Annotated in this window: 20 protein-coding genes; 14 read left to right on the top strand and 6 right to left on the bottom strand. The window is 54.5% G+C overall.

The features are described 5' to 3' along the window. Positions 1 to 24: 24 nt before the first annotated feature. Together ispD and VKV18_RS06675 are read right to left on the bottom strand one after the other, a co-directional pair. Positions 25 to 1,332, bottom strand: coding sequence for a 2-C-methyl-D-erythritol 4-phosphate cytidylyltransferase (gene ispD, locus VKV18_RS06680; RefSeq protein ID WP_324203432.1), 1,308 nt, complete (start codon positions 1,330 to 1,332; stop codon positions 25 to 27). After that, positions 1,217 to 2,455, bottom strand: coding sequence for a PIN/TRAM domain-containing protein (locus VKV18_RS06675; RefSeq protein ID WP_324203431.1), 1,239 nt, complete (start codon positions 2,453 to 2,455; stop codon positions 1,217 to 1,219). The genes ispD and VKV18_RS06675 overlap by 116 nt, the downstream gene beginning before the upstream one ends. Before the next feature lie 346 nt (positions 2,456 to 2,801). Between VKV18_RS06675 and lnt the strand changes: the two genes are divergently transcribed. From lnt to VKV18_RS06650, 5 genes are all read left to right on the top strand, one after another. Beyond that, a complete protein-coding gene (gene lnt / locus VKV18_RS06670; protein WP_324203430.1) occupies positions 2,802 to 4,376 on the top strand; it encodes an apolipoprotein N-acyltransferase in 1,575 nt (524 codons plus the stop codon). Beyond that, positions 4,373 to 5,110, top strand: a complete 738-nt coding sequence (locus tag VKV18_RS06665) for an alpha/beta hydrolase (protein ID WP_324203429.1) — start codon at positions 4,373 to 4,375, stop codon at positions 5,108 to 5,110. Before lnt ends, VKV18_RS06665 begins: the two co-directional genes overlap by 4 nt. Positions 5,111 to 5,238: 128 nt before the next feature. Further along, positions 5,239 to 5,475 (top strand): oxidative damage protection protein, encoded by a 237-nt coding sequence (locus VKV18_RS06660; protein WP_324203428.1) that lies wholly within the window; start codon positions 5,239 to 5,241, stop codon positions 5,473 to 5,475. 26 nt (positions 5,476 to 5,501) lie between these two features. Then, a complete protein-coding gene (locus VKV18_RS06655; RefSeq protein ID WP_324203427.1) occupies positions 5,502 to 6,446 on the top strand; it encodes an ADP-ribosylglycohydrolase family protein in 945 nt (314 codons plus the stop codon). Between the two features lie 60 nt (positions 6,447 to 6,506). Further along, positions 6,507 to 7,118, top strand: a complete 612-nt coding sequence (locus VKV18_RS06650; RefSeq protein ID WP_324203426.1) for a hypothetical protein — start codon at positions 6,507 to 6,509, stop codon at positions 7,116 to 7,118. Between the two features lie 154 nt (positions 7,119 to 7,272). Here VKV18_RS06650 and VKV18_RS06645 read toward each other — a convergent pair whose 3' ends face one another. Next, positions 7,273 to 7,440, bottom strand: coding sequence for a hypothetical protein (locus VKV18_RS06645; RefSeq protein WP_324203425.1), 168 nt, complete (start codon positions 7,438 to 7,440; stop codon positions 7,273 to 7,275). Between the two features lie 372 nt (positions 7,441 to 7,812). Between VKV18_RS06645 and fliQ the strand changes: the two genes are divergently transcribed. The 9 genes from fliQ to VKV18_RS06600 all read left to right on the top strand — a co-directional run bounded on the left by fliQ (position 7,813) and on the right by VKV18_RS06600 (position 16,866). Then, on the top strand, positions 7,813 to 8,073 hold the full coding sequence (gene fliQ, locus VKV18_RS06640; protein WP_324201984.1) for a flagellar biosynthesis protein FliQ: 261 nt from the start codon (positions 7,813 to 7,815) through the stop codon (positions 8,071 to 8,073). A gap of 6 nt (positions 8,074 to 8,079) precedes the next feature. Continuing rightward, positions 8,080 to 8,859, top strand: a complete 780-nt coding sequence (locus VKV18_RS06635; RefSeq protein WP_324203424.1) for a flagellar biosynthetic protein FliR — start codon at positions 8,080 to 8,082, stop codon at positions 8,857 to 8,859. Between the two features lie 3 nt (positions 8,860 to 8,862). Then, positions 8,863 to 9,945, top strand: coding sequence for a flagellar biosynthesis protein FlhB (flhB, locus tag VKV18_RS06630; protein WP_324203423.1), 1,083 nt, complete (start codon positions 8,863 to 8,865; stop codon positions 9,943 to 9,945). A gap of 69 nt (positions 9,946 to 10,014) precedes the next feature. Then, positions 10,015 to 10,794, top strand: coding sequence for a hypothetical protein (locus tag VKV18_RS06625; protein WP_324203422.1), 780 nt, complete (start codon positions 10,015 to 10,017; stop codon positions 10,792 to 10,794). A 320-nt stretch (positions 10,795 to 11,114) separates the two neighbouring features. Continuing rightward, on the top strand, positions 11,115 to 12,572 hold the full coding sequence (locus VKV18_RS06620) for a site-specific DNA-methyltransferase (RefSeq protein WP_324203421.1): 1,458 nt from the start codon (positions 11,115 to 11,117) through the stop codon (positions 12,570 to 12,572). A 195-nt stretch (positions 12,573 to 12,767) separates the two neighbouring features. After that, entirely contained in the window at positions 12,768 to 13,901 is a 1,134-nt protein-coding gene (prfA, locus tag VKV18_RS06615; protein WP_324203420.1) for a peptide chain release factor 1, read from the top strand. A gap of 15 nt (positions 13,902 to 13,916) precedes the next feature. Then, entirely contained in the window at positions 13,917 to 14,822 is a 906-nt protein-coding gene (prmC, locus tag VKV18_RS06610; RefSeq protein ID WP_324203419.1) for a peptide chain release factor N(5)-glutamine methyltransferase, read from the top strand. Positions 14,823 to 14,825: 3 nt separating this feature from the next. After that, positions 14,826 to 15,605: an ABC transporter ATP-binding protein gene (locus tag VKV18_RS06605; protein ID WP_324203418.1), complete on the top strand. Its 780-nt coding sequence runs from the start codon at positions 14,826 to 14,828 to the stop codon at positions 15,603 to 15,605. A 34-nt stretch (positions 15,606 to 15,639) separates the two neighbouring features. Further along, positions 15,640 to 16,866, top strand: a complete 1,227-nt coding sequence (locus VKV18_RS06600; protein WP_324203417.1) for a CPBP family intramembrane glutamic endopeptidase — start codon at positions 15,640 to 15,642, stop codon at positions 16,864 to 16,866. Between the two features lie 18 nt (positions 16,867 to 16,884). Here VKV18_RS06600 and VKV18_RS06595 read toward each other — a convergent pair whose 3' ends face one another. From VKV18_RS06595 to VKV18_RS06585, 3 genes are read right to left on the bottom strand one after another with little or no spacing between them, the layout of a single operon-like run. Next, a complete protein-coding gene (locus tag VKV18_RS06595) occupies positions 16,885 to 17,640 on the bottom strand; it encodes a DUF2071 domain-containing protein (protein WP_324203416.1) in 756 nt (251 codons plus the stop codon). Continuing rightward, positions 17,621 to 18,109, bottom strand: a complete 489-nt coding sequence (locus VKV18_RS06590) for a DUF393 domain-containing protein (RefSeq protein WP_324203415.1) — start codon at positions 18,107 to 18,109, stop codon at positions 17,621 to 17,623. The genes VKV18_RS06595 and VKV18_RS06590 overlap by 20 nt, the downstream gene beginning before the upstream one ends. Before the next feature lie 23 nt (positions 18,110 to 18,132). Further along, the gene (locus VKV18_RS06585) at positions 18,133 to 19,110 is read right to left on the bottom strand and encodes a DUF1385 domain-containing protein (protein ID WP_324203414.1); all 978 of its coding nucleotides are present in this window, start codon (positions 19,108 to 19,110) and stop codon (positions 18,133 to 18,135) included. Positions 19,111 to 19,225: the final 115 nt, after the last annotated feature.

Raw genomic sequence — 19,225 nt, 5'->3', positions numbered from 1 at the left:
TATAATCGGCCTCTACATTCACTGTCAAGAAAGGCTACGGCGAAGTGTCGCCACCGCCGAACAGGCGACGCCCTCTTCACGGCCGATGAAGCCCATGCGTTCGTTTGTGGTCGCCTTCACACTAATACGCTCCGGGGCGATCCTTAAGCAGTCCGCTATCGTGAGCTGAATGCGCTCCCGATAAGGCCGAAGCTTCGGGGCCTCCGCCACAAGGGTAGCATCTATATTTTCGATCTGCCACCCGGCCTCTTGAAGCCGATCTCGCACCACCTCAAGCAGCTTTAAACTCGAGATATTCCGATAGGCCGGATCGGTATTTGGAAAAAGAATACCGATATCCCCAAGTGAAGCCGCGCCGAGCAGCGCATCGCAAATAGCGTGAAGCAATACATCGGCGTCAGAATGCCCCTCAAGACCGCGAGTGTGGGGTATTTCCACCCCGCCGAGCACAAGCTTACGACCTGACCGAGGCTCTGCAAAGGCGTGTACATCGTATCCAAAACCGGTTCGGTAACACAAGCCCGTCTCCTTCCCGTGCTGTTCGGGCATTATCTCCTTCGCCGATGGGGGATGCAATAATGCATAGAACTGTTCGGCGCGCGGCAGGTCTTCTGGCCGGGTGATTTTAATATTAAAAAAATCTCCCTCCACCACGGCCACCGGTTCCCCTAAGGCTTCAATGAGAGAGGCCTCATCGGTAGGCTCACCGTCCTGAAAAGCCCAACGAGCATATGCCCGGCGCAAAAGCTCCACGCGCGCCCCCTGAGGCGTCTGCACCGCCGTTAATCCACCGAGCGCACCCTCTGCCGTGCGCACCGTTCGCGGCACCGTTGCCCGAACAAATCCCTCCCCATCTACCCTTTTCACGGTGTCGGAGAGCGGGAGGCCGGGCACAGCGGCGCCAAAACGAAGAGTAGCCTCTAAAACCCTTTCGATGAGGGCGAAGGAGAGCAGAGGGCGGGCGGCATCGTGCACCAGCACATACTCGCAGGTTTCGGGGAGCGCCTCAAGCCCGTGATAGACCGACTCCGCCCGCGTCGCCCCCCCTGTAACCACACGATGTACTTTTTTGTAGTCCCTGGCAACGTCTTCAACGGCGTCTCGCTCCGCGGCACCCGCCGCAACAACGATGGCACCAACCCTTGGATGCGCCTCAAAGACGGCTAGCACATGTTGTAACAACGAACGGCCGGCAAGCTCTGCCCAAATCTTGTTGCTACCGCTCGTAAACCTTCTTGCCTGTCCGGCGGCCGGTATTATCACCCCGACGCGCTGTGTATCCGGTAGAATGGGACGATTGGGTTGGTGATGTGGATTCTCCGGAATCTCCATTCTCATTGTCCTCTGATGTTTGTATGCGTGCGAAGATCATTTTACCGGCAGCCGTCTGCCAAATGCTGGTTACGATGACATCCACCGTAGAGCCGATGCTGTTACGCCCGTCTTCCACCACGATCATCGTGCCGTCGTCCAGGTACGCCACACCCTGATCCGGCTCTTTACCCTCTTTCACAATGCAAACGCGCATCTTCTCCCCAGGCAACACCACGGGCTTAATGGCGTTGGCCAGCTCGTTGACGTTCAGAACGGGCACTCCCTGCAAAGCGGCAACCTTGTTAAGGTTGAAATCGTTGGTCACGATGGTGGCATCGAGCGCTTTGGCCAGCTTCACAAGGCGCGTATCCACGGGGTCATGCTGCGAGGCGCGGTCGAGCAGCTTATCCCACGAACGCACAACGAGAGGCAAATCTTTCTGCATGCTGTTGAGAATATCCAACCCTCGACGCCCGCGGGCCCGCTTCAAGTCGTCGCTTGAATCGGCGATATGCTGCAACTCTTCAAGTACAAATCCGGGTACGTAGAGGGTACCCTCCAGAAATCCCGTCCGACAGATGTCGGCGATCCGCCCGTCTATGATAACGTTCGTATCTAAAATCTTCACATTGGGTCCGGGGCTCGCATCGGCCTCCACTTCGGGAGCAGGGCGTAAAAAGGCAAACTCATCCTTCATTCCAAGGGCCCCACGAATGCCCAGATAGAACGAGGCGACCGTCACCGCAATGAACAGAGGAATCCCGATTCCATAGGGAACCCGCAGGAGGAAGGGCGCAAACACTAAAGAGATGAACAGCCCCACAAAAGAGCCTAAACCGATCGCCACCTTGTCGCGAGCGGGCATCTGTTCCAGGGTATCACCAGCATTTTCCAAGGCATTGGCAGCCTTTGGGCCGAGAATAACACCCACACACACGCCGAGTGCCCCTAAACATACCATCAATACCTGAGGGTATATCGGGAAGCTATCGGACACATCTTTAATGTGTTGTAAGAGAGGGGAAATTCTCGCACCTGCTGTCGCGTGCGCTACCGCATTATGAATGAGTATCCCCACCCACAAGCCGGTAACACCAAGCACCGCAGCAAATAATATAGTTAAAAACTTACGTACAGACATGCTCTTATCCTATCCATCTCCTTTATTTGTCAACCAAGTACCACAGACACTAAGTCTTATAAGGGCAATGCGAAGTGAAAAGCGTAGCTCCACTTAGAGTAACAAGCATTTGATGCGAAAGGTTCGCCTTTCTTCGCCCTCCTTCACGATCCGGCAGAATAGGAAACGTTTTTCTCTAACACGAGATACGGCGACAAACACCGGAGATGGTTAAACTATCTTAATTTCCTTTCTCATAGAAGTTGGGAAGCATCCTTTAAAAATCATACGAGAACGCCCCACTAGATTACGCCCAGATTACATTATACCCGCCTCAGGTGCCGCTTATCGGGTAAAACGTAGGGGTATGATCGCAGAAGAGATAGGCTCCAAGACCGAGCCGACGCAAACGGTGCCTCCCAGAAAGCTCTGGGGATTGCGACTAGCGCTTCTGTCTGCCCTGCTGCTATGGCTGGCCAACCCTCCTGCTGGCCTCTGGCCTCTGGCTTGGGTCGCCCTGGCACCGTTCATCGTTAGTGTTCTAAGAGCGCGCCATTTTGCGCAGGCCGCATGGCGAGGCTATCTGTTTGGCTGGGCTTTCCTTGGCCCCCTGTGGTACTGGATCGGGCTGACGATCAGCGCATGGACCGGCTCCGCCATCGGCTGGGTCGCTTGGTTCGGCCTTACCTTTATTTTGGCGGGTTTCTTTGCGCTCTGGGCCGGTGCCGCTTGGTGGCTGGATCGCTACGTTCCCGAACAGTGGGCAGTGACGGCGTTGGCGGCGGCCTGGGTGGTCATGGAGTGGGCCCGCACTCTTGGCGCTCTTAGCATGCCTTGGGCGCAACTTAGCTACACCCAATACCGGTTCCTGCCCATCCTGCAAATCGCGGATTTCACCGGCGCTTATGGCGTCAGTTTTCTTATGATGCTGGTGAACGGGGCACTCGCCTATTTTTGGATGGGCCGAGACCAGCCCCTCCGAGCGCGTCGGCTCTGGGCTGCCTGCACACTCAGCTTCATGGTGTGCCTCTATGGCCTCGCACGTCTGCAACAACAGGATGTCGGGCCTTCTCTCCAAGTAGCCGATCTGCAAACGAACGTCTCTTCCTACCAAACGCCATCGCCTGAAACACAACTTCAAATAATGCATCGCCTGGCAATGAACGCCAAGGCCTGCGTACCCAATCCCCAACTCTATGTATTCCCAGAATCGGCCTCCCCTTACGACCCGGTTCAAAATCCGTCGGGCTATCTTTTCTTCCATCAGCTTGCCGATGCCACAAACGCCGCTATTCTCACCGGCGCCGAGACCTATGCAAGGGGAGCCGATCATAATGCGGCCGTTCTGTTCGCACCTGGCCTTTCACAGCCTCGTGTTTACTACAAACAACAGCTCGTGCCTTTCGGAGAGTTCATTCCATTTCGCAGCATCCTCTCCCCCCTGTTTGGGCGTCTTTTCGACTTCCCTAATACCGATCTTGCTCCGGGCCGCCATGCGCGCGTGCTGAAAACCCAACTTCCCAACGGCCTTTCGTTGGCCATCGGTCCCTTTATCTGCTACGAGTCTATGTACCCCGCTCGCGTCCGCACCATGACACGGCAAGGAGCCTCTCTTTTAGTCACTATCAGCAACGACTCCTGGTTCCTCAGCCGTGCCGCCATGCAGCAACATCTGGCTGCCGTAGTGCTAAGAGCCATCGAAAACCGCCGCCAGGTCGTACGCTCTACTACCACCGGTATCACCTGTATGATAGACGCTGAAGGCCATCTTCTGGCGCGACTGCCCATCAACCAAGAGGGATTTTTGGTGCATACCATGCGTCTCTTGCACGGGCAGACCCTCTATGTCCGTTTTGGTGATTGGTTTGTAGGGCTTTGCTTCCTTCTATTGTGTGGTCTCTTTATAGCGCAAATGCGGAGGCGAAAGACAAGCACGCTATGACGCCCATTCGTCCCAACGTCTATTTGGAAAAAGTACACATCCCCTCATCGTCGGGAATGCTAGAAGCTCTGCTTTATCAAACCGCCCAACCTTCGCCAAAACCCCTTGCTCTCCTCCTTATGCATGGCCTTACGTCAGGAAAGTATAGCCTGGACGGGTTGGCCAACTATCTATCGGCTCATGGCTATACTTGTCTTACTTTCGACTTTGTGGGGCATAAGTTGGGCGGCACGGGTGGGGAGCTACATCATCCGGAACAGATCGTAGAGAACGCCTGTGAGGCGCTTCGATGGCTGCACAGCACCCATGCAAAGCGCGTTATAACCATCGGCCACTCCATGGGTGGATATGGGGCGATCATGGCTGCGGCTCGGCATCCCAACCTGGTTGCCGGCGTCGCCACTCTCTGCACAGGCACCCACCCGATACGAGGCTTTCTTACGCCGGTAGGTCAAGCGATGCTGCGTCAGCGCGCCGACTATATCGCAGGGGTTTCTATTATGCAATTTCTCGAACAGTTCGATGGCCTGACCATTCCACAGCTACCCTCTTTGCCTATTCTCTGCATTGCCGGCACCCAAGACATTGTGGTTTCAATGAACCAGGTGAAGGAGCTTGCAACTCTTCTAGGCGCGACCCCTCAAATTGCCGCCATAGAAACCTCTCACCTCGAAGCGCCCGACCGTTCGCGCTCCACCCTGCTCTCTTGGCTTAAAGCCATTGAAACCGTTTAAAACGCCTCCGTTCCCGATAGCCGATGCGTGGCGTTGCCGTTCGAGCAGGCAGAAATCCCTTTCAGTGAACGAAATACTAAAAATACGGTAGACTATGCCATACAAACGAGGAAAAGGGGAGTTAGCAAATGGCCACGATCACTTGTAGACGCTGTGGGCGCAATGCTGAGGCGCTTACCGAACCTCCTATGGGTGGCTCGCTCGGACAGACGATTCAAAACCAGATATGCACTGATTGTTGGCAAGAGTGGTTGGCTCAGCAGGTGCTCTACATCAACCATTACGGTCTTCAACTTGCCGACCCCGAAGATCGTAAACAGCTCATCCAGGTGATGAAAGAGTTCCTCGGCCTATCAACAGCCTAGGCGACCCTTAAGGCGACTACTCACAGATGGCCTTCTTGCCTGTGCCGCTTTTGCCTGAAATCCTGCGCAATCGTTTTCGAGGCGTCCTGCTTGGGTTGGCCTTGGGTGATGCTTTCGGTGCCCCTCTCGATGCGCAGCCTCCTCCCGATCCAGCTCAAGCGGTGACCGACTTGGTCGGCGGCGGCTGGCTTCGGCTGGCTCCTGGAGAGTGGACGGATGAGATCGAGCTTGCCATAGAAACGGCCAACAGCCTTCTACAGAAACAGGTTTTCGACCCCGACGACATCGCCGCACGCTTTGCGGATTGGTACCACAGAAATCCCCGTACTATCGGAGAGCACACACGCAAGGTACTGGAACGAACCGCCAACGGCACTCCTTGGGAAGAGGCAAGTTTAGCAGTGCATCAGGAGAATCCGGAATGGGCTTCTAGTGGCTCGTTGCGACGTTGTGCCCCTTTAGCGCTCTTTTTTTACCATAGCCCCCAGTATCTCCCGGTTCTCTCCGCCATCCTCTCTCGCATTACCCATGCGCACCCCAATAGCGAGGCATCCTGTATTGCGCTGAACTTAATGCTTGCCTATCTGGTGTCGGGTCTCGATAAAGAGACGGCCTACTACGAAGTTCTAAAGACGGCTGCTGAGCTTCCGTCGGAAGTTGCCCTAGCCGTAGAACGTGCCGGAGATCCCGCTCTTGATGCCTCCCCTTCAGGCAACGCACCCGAAACGCTTGAAGTGGCTCTACGTTCCCTCCTGCATACCACCCGCTTTGAAAATGCGCTGATCGTAGCCGTAAACCACGGCGGCGATGCCGCCGTGGTCGGTGCCATTACAGGCGCCCTCGCAGGGGCTTGCTATGGCTACACCGCCATCCCTTCCCAATGGCTCGAACTCCTTCATCAACGTGACCGACTGCAGTCTCTCGCCGATCGTCTCCTCCTTTTAACACAAACCACCCAGAAGCAGGTATAATGCACACTAGCCAATGCAAACTGCGCTCGGTCGCCTACAGCCCCCAAGGAGAAAGATGAAATGGCCGGTCGAAGCCGAATGAACTATATGTCGCACCAAAAGCAACCCTCCCCTGTCGTGCGTGTCTTCTTGAATACACTGCTCTTCATCCTACTTGGTACTTCCTGTTTTCTGCTTGGTTTCTTTGTGTTGTCGCGCTACATCCCAACAGGTAAAGGGCCGGATACTCCTAACAGCGCCCCTGTTTCGCAAAATCCTCTACCCCCTCCCACACAAACAGGCCAGCCGACGTCGAATCCGCCTACTTCGCAGACACCACCGTCCGTGCAACAGGCCACTCCCCTGCCCGGAGCAGCTACTCCTGCGCCTACCCCACCGTCAAATCCCAGCAATAACGGGGGAGATCAGGAGGTTGGAGGGCCGATCGTCATTCCTTCCACCAACGGTTCGTCGCCAAGCTCTGCTCCTCAAAACAGCAGTGTTTTACCCCAAAATCCTTCTAACAGCCCGCTCCCTTCTCCGCAATCGCCTAATAACTCGGGTGTCCAGCCGCCCGCTCCCTTAGGAACAGAGAATCAAAACTCAACCTCAGGCGATACCTCATCCCAAAACGGGGTTCAACAACCGGCTAACGGCGAGAACGACTTCAGCACGAATAGTTCGCAGCGGTAGTTCAGCCCAAGGATACCAACCGAACAGTAAAGGGGCGGCGAAAGTGGAGTTCTTTCGTCGCCCCTTCCCTATGCGCACACAACGCTTACGAAACCATCACAACAGATGATACACGGGAGAAAGATTTCTCCCGATTTGTGAGGGGGTAATGTTTTTAGCGAGAGGTCGCTAGCTCCTCGCCTTCTCGGGCATAGCCCAACTCTGCCAGAATGTCGTCGGGGTCTGTTTCAAGCAGCTCGGCAATAGCTCGAATGAACTCGAGCGAAGGCCCTTCTGGCATGGCGCTCTCCGCGCTCTTCCACTCGTTCTGGTTCGTTTCCATGGGTGGTTACCTCTTGCGCGCTAGTCGTGGTAGGCACATCGCTGTCCTACCCGAGATGACACACATTATATAGTATATCACAGCTGCACATGGCACGTCAATAGCTGCGTAAATGTTGTGCCATATTTTGGAGCATTTTCCCGATACGGGGAGATCATTCGCCCGGGAGCGATGTACCTACACCTCATCATACGGGTTCTAGCCCCTAGCGAAGTTTCACCGCCTCACAAAAGCGAAACCGTCGAACTTCCTCTTTCCAAAACTCCAGTCTGCCGCCCTGCATCCCGATAATAGGAAGAGAGAAACCGTCCTTAGAAGCAACGCGCCGTTACACCGGCCTCGCTCATTCTTTCTGCAAAGGGAGACTACGTTATGTCCTCACAAGAGGTGCTCGAAGCCGGACGCACCATGCTCGTCGTTACCCTGCAACTCTCGCTCCCCCTGCTACTCTTTGGCCTCGTCGCGGGAGTGCTCGTCTCGATTTTCCAAACGGTCACACAGATTCAGGAATATACTCTGACATTCGTCCCTAAGCTCCTCGCAGTAGTGGCCGCCCTTGCCCTTTTCGGCCCTTGGATGCTTGCCTCGCTTGTGCACTTTATGCACTATGCATTCGACCATATGCCTCGCTAGAATCTTATGAACGTTCCCATTACCGCCGCACATACCTTTTATGTGCTGTTGCTGCTTCTCGGAAGAACCGCTGGAGTGCTTATTGCGGCACCGATACCGGGCAATCGGCCGCTGCCGCCGCTGGCCACCTTGGGGGCTTCACTTTGCCTTTCCTTTGCCCTACTTCCCCAAATCGCTCCTCACGTCGGCCCTATTCCTACATCGCTTCTCATTTTGGCCTACTTCATCGCACAAAACCTCGTCTTCGGCATGATGCTGGGCTATATCGCACGGTTTCTCTTCACGGCCATGGAAATGGCAGGGTCGCTTTCCGACTCCCAAATGGGGCTTGGTTTCATCAATCTTATTGACCCCTTCTCCGAGCTGCAGTCATCGCTGCTGAGCGCCTTCTATAATCAACTATCTCTCGTGCTCTACCTTCTTCTGAACGGCCATCTCCTGCTTATTGCGGCGCTTGCCACCAGCTTTCGGCTCATTCCCCCCGATGCACCCATACTTCATTCAGCCCTAGGCCTCGCCATTCTGCCTGCTATCAAGGCGGTGTTCCTCATCGGGCTACGCCTTGCCCTGCCGGTTATCGGGGTACTTTTTCTGGCCGATGCCGCCCTCGGCTTTATGGCGCGTATGGCGCCCCAAGTGAACGTTTTCTTTGTGGGGTTGCCCGCAAAACTGTTGATCGGCATCATGACCGTGGCGATTCTGTTGCCAGCTCTCGCCTTCGGAACCGGCCAACTCGTGCTCGCCATAGACCACTCTCTCAATCTACTGCTCACAAAGGCACACTAACGAATGGCAGGAGATAATCGCACAGAGGCCGCAACTCCCAAGCGCCGCTCGGAAGCACGAAAGCGTGGACAGGTACCCCGTTCACCCGACCTCTCATCCCTTTTTGTTCTTTTCGGTCTTGTCTTGGCCATGCCCTCTCTGTTCAGCAACGCCGCCCAGCAGATAGCGCTCTTCTTTCGCTACTCCTATGCACATCTTCTCGACACTCCGCCTACCACGTCTACCCTTATGCAACTTGGAGCCTCTCTCGGCCTTACCGTTGTTAAAGCCATAGGCCCTCTCGTTGCGCTCTCGGCGGCGCTGGGTATCGCCATTAATCTGGCACAGACCGGGCCGCTTTTCGCTCTCCAGCGCATGCAACCCGATCTGAATCGCCTCAACCCGTTGAACGGCATAACCCGCTATCTCTCGCTAAACGCACTTGTTGAGCTTATAAAAGCCCTCTGCAAACTCCTCCTCGTGGGCTGGCTCTGCTATAACACCATCCATAACGCTTACCCGCTCTTCATCGTCCTTCCAAGAGTAGACCTTCTCACAGGAGTTCAGCAGGTGCTGGAAACGGCGCGCCAGATGGCTGTACGTGCTGCGCTCACGATGTTGGCCATCGCCGTGTTGGACTATGCCTACCAACGATATGCCTATGAACGATCGTTGCGTATGACCAAAGATGAGGTAAAGCAAGAACATAAACAGCTTGAAGGCAGCCCGCTCGTCCGCAGCCGCATTCGCTCGCGGCAACGACAGATGGCCAGAAAACGCATGATGAATGCGGTACCTACCGCAGATGTTGTTGTGACAAACCCTACCCACTACGCTGTTGCGCTGAAATACGAACCGGACCGAATGAATGCGCCCGTCGTTGTGGCAAAAGGGCAAGACCTTGTGGCCCTTAAAATTCGTGAGCTGGCCCAGGAGCACGATGTCCCTATCGTTGAGAACCCGCCTCTTGCCCGCACGCTTTACCGTCAGGTTCCCCTCGAAGCCGAGATACCGCCCGATCTCTACGCTGCAGTCGCCGAGGTTATGGCTTTCGTCTACCGTATCAATGAAGAACGCCGCCAAAGAAGACTCGCCCATCGTAGATAGCCGGCGGCGGAACGTATAAAGCGGGTGTTTCGTCTCTAAAAGAGATACTCTTCTTGAAGGGCTGAAGGGATGTGTGAACGTAAAGAGTTCTGGATAGCTCTCTGCAGTGGCCTCCTCTTCCTGTTCCCGGTGCACGCCCGCGCCGATATTCCCGAGGCACAAGCACGTCAGATTTTGGCAAGCGCCCGCCGCATTATTGTGATTTCGCCCTTCTATGGAACGCAAACTCTGCTGCCCAACCCCAAAGAGGAAGCGAAGCTCACCCAAAAACAACTCGCTCAACAACAAAAGTATCGGGAGATTTTGCAACGGCTCGAAAAACATGCAGCTCACCAACTGCCCATCTGTACGGCAGACCGCACGGCTTTCACGGTTATTCCCGCATCGAAAGTGGAGGCCCAACTGACAGCCGATCATTTCACGCCACGCGATCTTTTTACCGATAACGGTCTCCTACACGGCGACACCTTTCCGGTACCGCGTGTCTACACGGCGCAACAGCTTTGTAGTCAGCTCCATGCCGATCTCATCCTGCTAAGCGTTCTCGACGAGCCGCGCCGCGTGAACGGCCACTATATCTACGATCTCCTCGGAGGCCTTGAACATGTGCCCTCTCATGTCAACTGTCGTGGCGTGTTCTACCTGCTTGATGCCCAAGGCGACACGGTTTATCATGGCATCTACTCCGTAGACCAACCCCTAACCACCATTGCAGGCCACACCTACCTCTTTGCGGATTGGCGCGACGCCATTAATATCCTCATCGAGGATTTTTTTGACGACCTGAACCGTCTTCTGCCCGACCGCACTCTTCCTTCTAAAAGCTCGGCAGCTACCTCAACACATTAAACGATTGCAAGAGCGTGAAGTCTCCCCACCCACAAGGGGTGGGAGTTCCAAGTTCAGCGGGAACTGCTGACTTTCGCCAGTCTTACGTTAGTTGTGGGAGGCACTGGAGGCATCTTCATCGTGGAGTAGGTTACTGCATTATACTGCACGGAAGCGGAACGCACCTGCCGACATTGTGGGTTGTTGCGGAAGTTTTTTCAGGCTGGAAGGGGAAGGCGGCTCTCCTCGCAGCCCACGAGGGGCAGAGTTTTCCCGCTGCAACTTAGAAACAGGTAAACTACCATGAGCCACTCTCTTGAACCTGTTGAGGAAACTATACTATGACTTGCCCTCCTAAAAGAAACAGCACGCACACAACCTTGCTCGACCGGTCTGTAGAGGAGAACACGCTTAAGCCTATTATAGAGGGTGATAAACGCCTTTATCTCAAATTCCAGGACGCATTCCTGCTCGATCCACAGCTATCTCGCACGCTCGTCAGTTTTCAAGCGAACAAGCAACGACCGATCTACCGGTGGTACAAATACAAGGAAGCCTTCTCTGCGGCCTTTGTGGAGTACATTCTGCACCGGTATCGCATTCAGGATGGCCCCATTTGTGATCCGTTTGCCGGCAGTGGGACATCTCTTTTTGCTGCTAGCGCCCTTGGCTTAGACGCAGATGGTATAGAGCTGCTTCCCATAGGCCAACAGATCATCCTTACCAAACAGATGCTATCCTCTGCCTTTTGTGCCTCCGATTTCGAGACTTTACGCCATTGGGCGATATCAACTCCTTGGAAAGAGGAAACCGCCATCTCTCCGCTTCCAGAAGTTGCTATCACACGAGGTGCCTATCCTGAGGAAACGAAAGTGGCGATTGAGAGATATCTTGCGGCCTGTAACAGAGAGAACGAAAAATTGCAGCTCGTTCTTCGCTTTGCGCTTCTGTGTGTGCTCGAATCGGTGAGCTTTACGCGCAAAGACGGGCAGTATCTGCGCTGGGACTACCGTTCTGGACGCACGCAGGGTAAAAAGCAATTCGATAAAGGGCCGATACTTCCCTTTGACATGGCCATTCAAGCAAAGATCTCCGAGATTCTTTCGGATGTCGCTTCCTCTATCACCCAATCCACGGCCACTCTTTTCCCAACGGAAAAGTTTGCCGGCCGCATCCGCATTTTCAACGGCTCTTGCTTAGAACTACTCCCTACCTTTCCAGATACCGCCTATCGCGCGATTGTTACATCTCCTCCCTATTGTAATCGGTACGACTACACGCGCACCTATGCTCTAGAGCTTGCGCTGTTGGGTGTTGACGAAAAAGGCTTTCGCACCCTGCGTCAGCAGATGCTGAGTGCCACCGTTGAAAATCGTATGAAAGACCTTTTAGCCATGAATTCAAAATGGCACTCTGTCCTATCTCTTGTTGATCAACAAAAGCTTCTTCAAGTCATCCTCGAATACCTTGAGTACCAAAAAGCACGAAACGCGCTAAATAACGCCGGTATACCGCGTATGGTACGAGGCTACTTTTACGAGCTAGCCTGCGTCATTGCGGAATGCTACCGTATCCTAAAACCAGGGGGCTTCCTCTTTATGGTTAACGACAATGTTCGCTATGCAGGGGTCAGCATCTCGGTAGATACGATTCTCTCCGACATCGCCGAAAAACTCGGTTTTACCGTAGAGAATATCCTCGTCCTGCCCGATGGGAAAGGCAATAGCAGCCAACAGATGGGCGTACATGGACGAGAAACGGGAAGGAAGTGCGTGTACGTTTGGCAAAAGCCCCTTTAGTTTGCAGTTCTGATGACCAATCCCATCAATAGTCTGGCATCTGCCTCATCATATTATTCTTCTCATTTCCATCAAGCCCTTACGAACCGACCCTAAGGGTAAAATAAAAGGTCAAATTTTCCTCGCTACGAAACCTAACAAATACGTATTATAAGATCAGAAATCAAACCTCTCTGAGGATAAGGAAACCTGACCGTGTTGTTAGAACAGGCAAGAAACCGACTAGAAGAACTAGAAAAACGTTATCAAGAGCTGACAGACCAGATCAACGACCCCGAATTTAGCTCCGATTATCAACGCTACATGACTGCCAGAAAGGCACAAAGCGAGATCGAGGACGTGGTTCTGGCCTATCAGCAGTACAAACGCGTCGAGCAAGACATCGCCGACGCCAAAGAGATGCTCAAGACCGCCGAAGGCGAAGAGCGCAGCTTCTATCAGGAGGAGCTTGAAAAGGCCGAGAGAAAACAAGAGGAGCTAGCCCAGCAGATACGCCTCCTGCTTCTGCCCAAAGACCCCAACGACGAACGCAACGTTATTGTGGAGATTCGCCCTGCGGCCGGAGGGGAGGAAGCGAAACTTTTTGCCGCCGAACTGCTGCGCATGTACATACGCTACGCAGAACGACGGAAATGGAAGGTGGATATCCTCTCGTTGCAAGAGACCGGTCTTGGCGGTGTGCAAGAGGCCGTCTTCGAGATTCAAGGCAAAGGCGCCTATAGCCAACTGAAGTATGAAGGGGGAGTTCATCGGGTACAGCGCGTGCCCGTTACCGAATCGAACGGCCGCCTCCAAACCTCCACCGTCACCGTGGCCGTGTTGCCGGAGGCTGAAGAGGTGGACGTGGAACTGAACGAGGATGACCTCATCGAGGAGGTGTACCATTCCTCCAGCGCTGGAGGCCAGAACGTACAGAAGGTGGCTACTGCCATTCGCCTCATTCATAAACCCACCGGCATCGTGGTCACCTGCCAAGATGAACGAAGCCAACTCCAAAACCGAATCAAAGCTCGCAACGTGCTGCGCACACGTCTCTATGAGATTCAACGTCGTCAGCAACAGGAAGAGCGCACAGGCGCACGACGCTCCCAAGTGGGAACGGGGGAGCGTTCCGAGAAGATTCGCACCTACCATTTTCCCGATGGGCGCGTCACCGACCATCGCATCGGCCTCACCATCTATAACATCTCCGCCATCATGGATGGGGATATTCAACCTTTCATAGACGCCCTCATCACAGCCGACCAGGCTGAACGCCTGAAAGAGGCAGCGGAAGGAAACGAGCCTGCCGACGATAAGGTGGCAACAGCACGGGTGAAAGCGTCCTAGGGAGAGTTGAAGACGGTGACTGTTTCGACCTCAGACGCAGTAAACGCCGTCGAGAGGCGGCTTAAGGCGGCGGGCATACCGGAAGCACGTTTAGAGGCCCAGATTCTGCTAAGTCTCGCCACCGGAAAGCCCCGTTCCCATGTGGCCGCAGGCCTAGTAGGCTCTCTATCCGCTGAACAACAAAAACGCCTCGAAGCGTTGATAAACGCCCGTATCCAACGTACGCCCTTAGCCTATCTTCGGGGCACTCAAGAGTTTTTTGGGCTGGAGTTCCTTGTTACCCCGGCGACACTGATCCCACGCCCAGAGACCGAACTGCTCGTGGAACGCGGTATCGTCTGCTTACGACAAACCTCTCACCCTCCCGTATTTGCCGATATAGGCACCGGAAGCGGATGCATTGCGATTAGCCTTCTGAAACATATCCCAGAAGCCTTTGCGCTCGGCGTGGATATCGCGGCAGATGCGCTGTCTATAGCCCTTCAAAATGCCCGACGCCATCAGGTGGCCGAGCGGTTCGCGCTCCTACGTGGCGATAAACTTTCTGCCCTCAAACCACATCGCTTTGCGCTCATCGTCTCCAATCCTCCCTATATTCCCTCGGCGGAGATCGGCACGTTGCAGCCGGAGGTTCGTTACCACGAACCGCGCCATGCGTTGGATGGGGGGCCGGATGGGCTTACCTTTCATCGGGTGCTCGTGGAACAGGCTCGGCATCTGCTAGCACCTAATGGCTGGCTGCTAGTGGAGGTCGCATGGGGACAAGCCCCGCAAGTACAGGCGCTTTTTGAAGAGGCGGGCTATTCTCAAATCGAGGTACTGCACGACCTTGCCTCTGTAGAGCGCGCCGTATGCGGGCAGATAACAGGCTGCTGGGCCAGCCCCAACTTCGCTCTGCAACAGACAAGGCATCGAGGCTAAACTATGCCCCTCATCGAATGTTACAACCTCACCCGTTACTATGGCGATATACCGGCAGTACAAGATGTTAGCCTAACGGTTGAAGGCGGGGAGATATTTGGGTTTTTAGGCCCGAATGGAGCCGGTAAAACCACCACCATAAAGCTGCTTACAGGCCTCCTGCGCCCTACGGCCGGACGCTGCCTCATCGGGGGGCACGATGTGCATCTCGAGCCCATTGCGGCCAAAAGCCTGCTTGCCTATATCCCCGACAACCCTTTCCTCTATGATAAACTCACCGGAAGGGAGTTCCTCGACCTTATGGCCGACCTCTATCGCGTACCACGCTCAGGGCGCAAGGAGCGCATAGACCAGCTTCTCCATCTCTTCGAGCTAGAGGATAAGGGAGATGCCCTCATCGGCAGTTACTCCCGTGGAATGCGTCAAAAGATCGTGCTGGCGGCAGCGCTCATTCACGATCCGATCGTCGTCTTTCTCGATGAGCCGACCGTAGGCCTCGACCCACGGGGGGCTAGGCTCATTCAATTGGTGCTTCGCCTGCTCACCCAACGTGGCGCTGCCGTCTTTATTTCAACCCACAGTCTCGGCATAGCCGAACAGCTCTGCCATCGTGTGGCGATCATTAACAAGGGACGCCTTATCGCTCAAGGCACGGTAGAGGAGCTAAAAGCGCAAGCGCTCACCACCTCCGCCGATAAGAACGCCCCTAGCCTTGAAGAGATATTTCTGCAGCTTACCGGCAGTCCAGACGAAGAGGAGCTTTTGCGCTATCTGAACAAATAGTGCATCGTGTTCCACACAGAGGAGCTTAAAATAAATGTTGGCATCAAAGCTATCCTATACAGACCATCTGGTTTACTCGATCCTCTTAAATATTCTGTTGGCGCTCTTCGCGTGGAGATTGCTGGTGCGCGGGAATGCAACCCGTGAGCAGATAGGGCTTCTCCCGCCATCTAGCCGACAGGTGCTCTACGCCCTAGCATGGGGCCTAGCCCAGATTCCCTTGCTTGCACTTTTTCAAAACGCGCTTACCTCTTTCTTCTCCACGTTGCAAAAGGTGCCGGCATTCGCTCCCTATGCCCAACAACAATTGCAACTTTTTGCTCGAATAGCACATCTCTCCCTTCGACTTCCTCTTCTCAGTCTTATTCTCACGCTGCTCATTGCTCTGCCGGCACAACTCCTTTTCTTTCAAGCTTGGCTCTACCGTTCCCTGCGTAGAACCCATGGCGTCTGGGCGTCGTGTCTGCTTGTTGCTTGCTTTGCCGGAGCGCTCGCCCTCTTGATACATTTTTCGCTTATCCAAGCCGCCTTGAGTGCTCTCTTCATTCTCTTAATCACCCTGCTCTACGAGCGAATCGGCTCGCTCTGGGGCACCTGGATCGCAGGGGGCCTCTTCTCACTTCTCGCCACACTCCTACACTTCGTCTCAAAAAGTGGTTCGAACTATACCATCGGTCTCTTCACACAGGTGGTTTTCGAACTTCTTCTCTTTGCGCTGGGCGTTTGGCTTATCCGCCGCCGCAATCTTACCCTCCAACAAGCCGGTTTCAGACCGCCAACCCCATCGGAACTGCTGTTCATCGCTCCATGGCTAGGCATTGGGGTCTTTGTGATGGGATCTGTCATCGGTAGAGTCCAGCAGGAATTGCTCACAGCCCTGTTTCCTCACGCGAGCTGGCTCCTGCATAACCAGGGACTGGCAGAGCACATATTTCGACAACTGCACGGCTGGCAACGTTTTGGCTTTGTGATTATCGGCGCGGTTTTAGCTCCCGTTGCCGAGGAGACGCTATTTCGGGGTGGTATTTATGCCTCCCTAAGGAATCGGCTCGGTATAGGCTGGGGTCTCACCATTAGCTCCCTGCTATTTGCTATCGCGCATCTGGATCCGCTAGAATTTGTGCCCATTTTCTTCATCGGCATGGCTCTAGCGCTGGTTTACGAAAAGACGCGTTCACTCTGGATGAGCATGATCGTTCACGGCACCAACAACGCGATGGCTTTTTTCCTGATCAGCGTTTTGCAGACAGTCCATCGCTAACAACAAGGTTTCCACCGGTTACCCTACTTTCTGCAATGGTAAAATGTCAACGTCTACCCCCTCTACATAGTGGACATGAGGGCAAACGTCGGGTCTTTCCAAACCGACCGCCGATAGCAAACCCTCCTCTAGCTGCAGGATTTCTGCAGGCTGAAACGCATAGGGCTGATGTCGAATCCGCCCGCGATAGAGCTGCCGATCCTGCAGGGCATAGAGCACATACCGCTCCAATAAAAAGTGCTCTAACGTGCCCGGCACAGCATGTGCTGTAGGCATTCCCAATAATCGGCAATGCAAAGCACTATAGGCATTCGGCTGCCTCACACGTCGCGAGAGATAGTGCACCTCACGCGCCGTGGTTCTCTCTACGCGCATCTGCGCCCAAAAGTAGGGAAGCTTCCATAACGTGCGTGCAATAGCCACCGCAATGGGACTCGAGGCATCCAGACTAAAGAACCAAACCCCAGGGTCTTTGCCTTCTAGGTGAACATAAGTACGCACATTCGTCTCGTGAAAATAAGACAAACCTGGCAGTGGAGGCGCCCACCACGGATGCACCTCCCGCATCGTAAACGCAATAAGCCCCACATAGGCCTGGCCGTGATAGGTATCTATCTGCAGCGCAGGCGGCACGTAGGGACGCAAACTCGCTTCCGGCACCGCCCAGTGAAGGAACAGCAGTTGGCGCCACTTTTGCTGCATAACCACACGCATGCGAGACAATTCCACATCCTGCTGGCCTGTATACCGGCAATTAGGAACGACGCCGGACATAACAACTCTCTCCCTTCCGCCTTGCACGTGGGAACAGGATTTGGTCGAACAGGCTGCGGTGACGGGCCACAAATCGGTAAAACGCTTCAACAACCCTTAGAAAGGGTGGCCAAGATAACCATTTCGCCAAGCGACGGCCTCCGATCTGCTCTAGCAAAAACAGGGTTGCCCGCCCCGCCTTCAATATACGCCCATCGGCTGTGATCACATGAACCGCCTGCGTGCATGCCTGTCTCAATTCCGGCGTTATACTGGCGTCGTCTTGATAGGGGATGGCTTCAAACAGCCCCTGCTTATCGTGCCGTAAAAACCACTCCACCACACGTCGGCAGAAACCGCAATCACCGTCCCATAAAATCCGATGGGGCATCATGCGCTCCTCGCAGATGGTTACAAGGCTCCATTCTGAATACGTTTTAGCAGCCACAAAGTGGTAGGCAAGCGTATCCGCCGGTTCGTGTTTCTGCACAGCGGCCCATCAAAAAAGCAAAACTAGGCACGCCCCGAGAGGACAGAGGCGGGAACAAACCGTTCGTAACCATCGGCCTCTAAAACCGCATAGAGGGCGGCTAGGGCCACCTCCACCTGCTCCCTTTCCGGCTCACGCGTGGTTAGATATTGCGCAGCCAAGGTGGGCGTAAGCAACCATCGCAGTGCCCGAATCTGTTGTAGGCGCATTGCCAAACGGATATACTCGTACCCAACACTCGCGATGATCGGCACGATGCTTGTCTGAAGCAAGAAGCGCCACAGAAACGAGGTAGGGCGCGGCAAGAAGGTCACACTCACCAAATCCAAGAACAGCACCAGCACCGCAAAGCTGGTGCCACAGCGCGGGTGAATACGGGAAGCGCGCATGGCGTTTTCTACTGTAAGCGGTTGCCCCGACTCCAGCGTATTGATAGACTTATGCTCGGCTCCATGATACATAAAAAGCCGGCGAATATGTCTGTCTCGCGAAACAAGCCCCAAGTAGCCTAAAAAGAGAGTCGAACGAATCAGGCCGTCGCAAAGGTTCAGCAGATGCGCCTTCTCCGGCGACATAGGCCCTCGTGCGAAAAGCTGGGTAAGGTAGGTGGGCAACGCTTTGAACAGCAAAAGCGCAAATAGAAAGCTGAGGATCACCGTGCTTAGGATGGCGCCATTGCTGATGCCCTGCGGTGTGTCTACCCGCACCTCCTCCCCTTGCATGGCTTTCACCTGCACCTGGGAGGCAAACAGCAAAGACCTTATTCCCAACGTCATTGTATCGAGCAGGGCAAAAATGCCACGCAAGAAAGGGATGTTCACATTGCCAAGCCGATAGAGCCATCGCGAGTCCAACCGCTCCTTGTCCACCAGAATCGTGCCGTCGGGCAGACGGCAGGCGATGGCAAAATGACGTCGCCCCCGCATCATCACCCCTTCTGGAACGGCAAGACCGCCGTACCGAAAAAGCTCTGGTGGGAGCGTACGCGCAGCATCATCCATCACTTTTTCTCCTTCTTAAGCAGAACGCCTCTCCCACTGTATTCGCTACAGGGAAGAGGCGCTGGAGATTTTGCATCGGCTAATAAGCTAAGCCTTCATCTTATATTTCTGGAGG

Origin of the sequence: Chthonomonas sp. (assembly GCF_035294505.1) — a bacterium.
Taxonomy (GTDB): Bacteria; Armatimonadota; Chthonomonadetes; order Chthonomonadales; family Chthonomonadaceae; genus Chthonomonas.
This window is presented reverse-complemented; position numbering and strand designations above follow the sequence as displayed.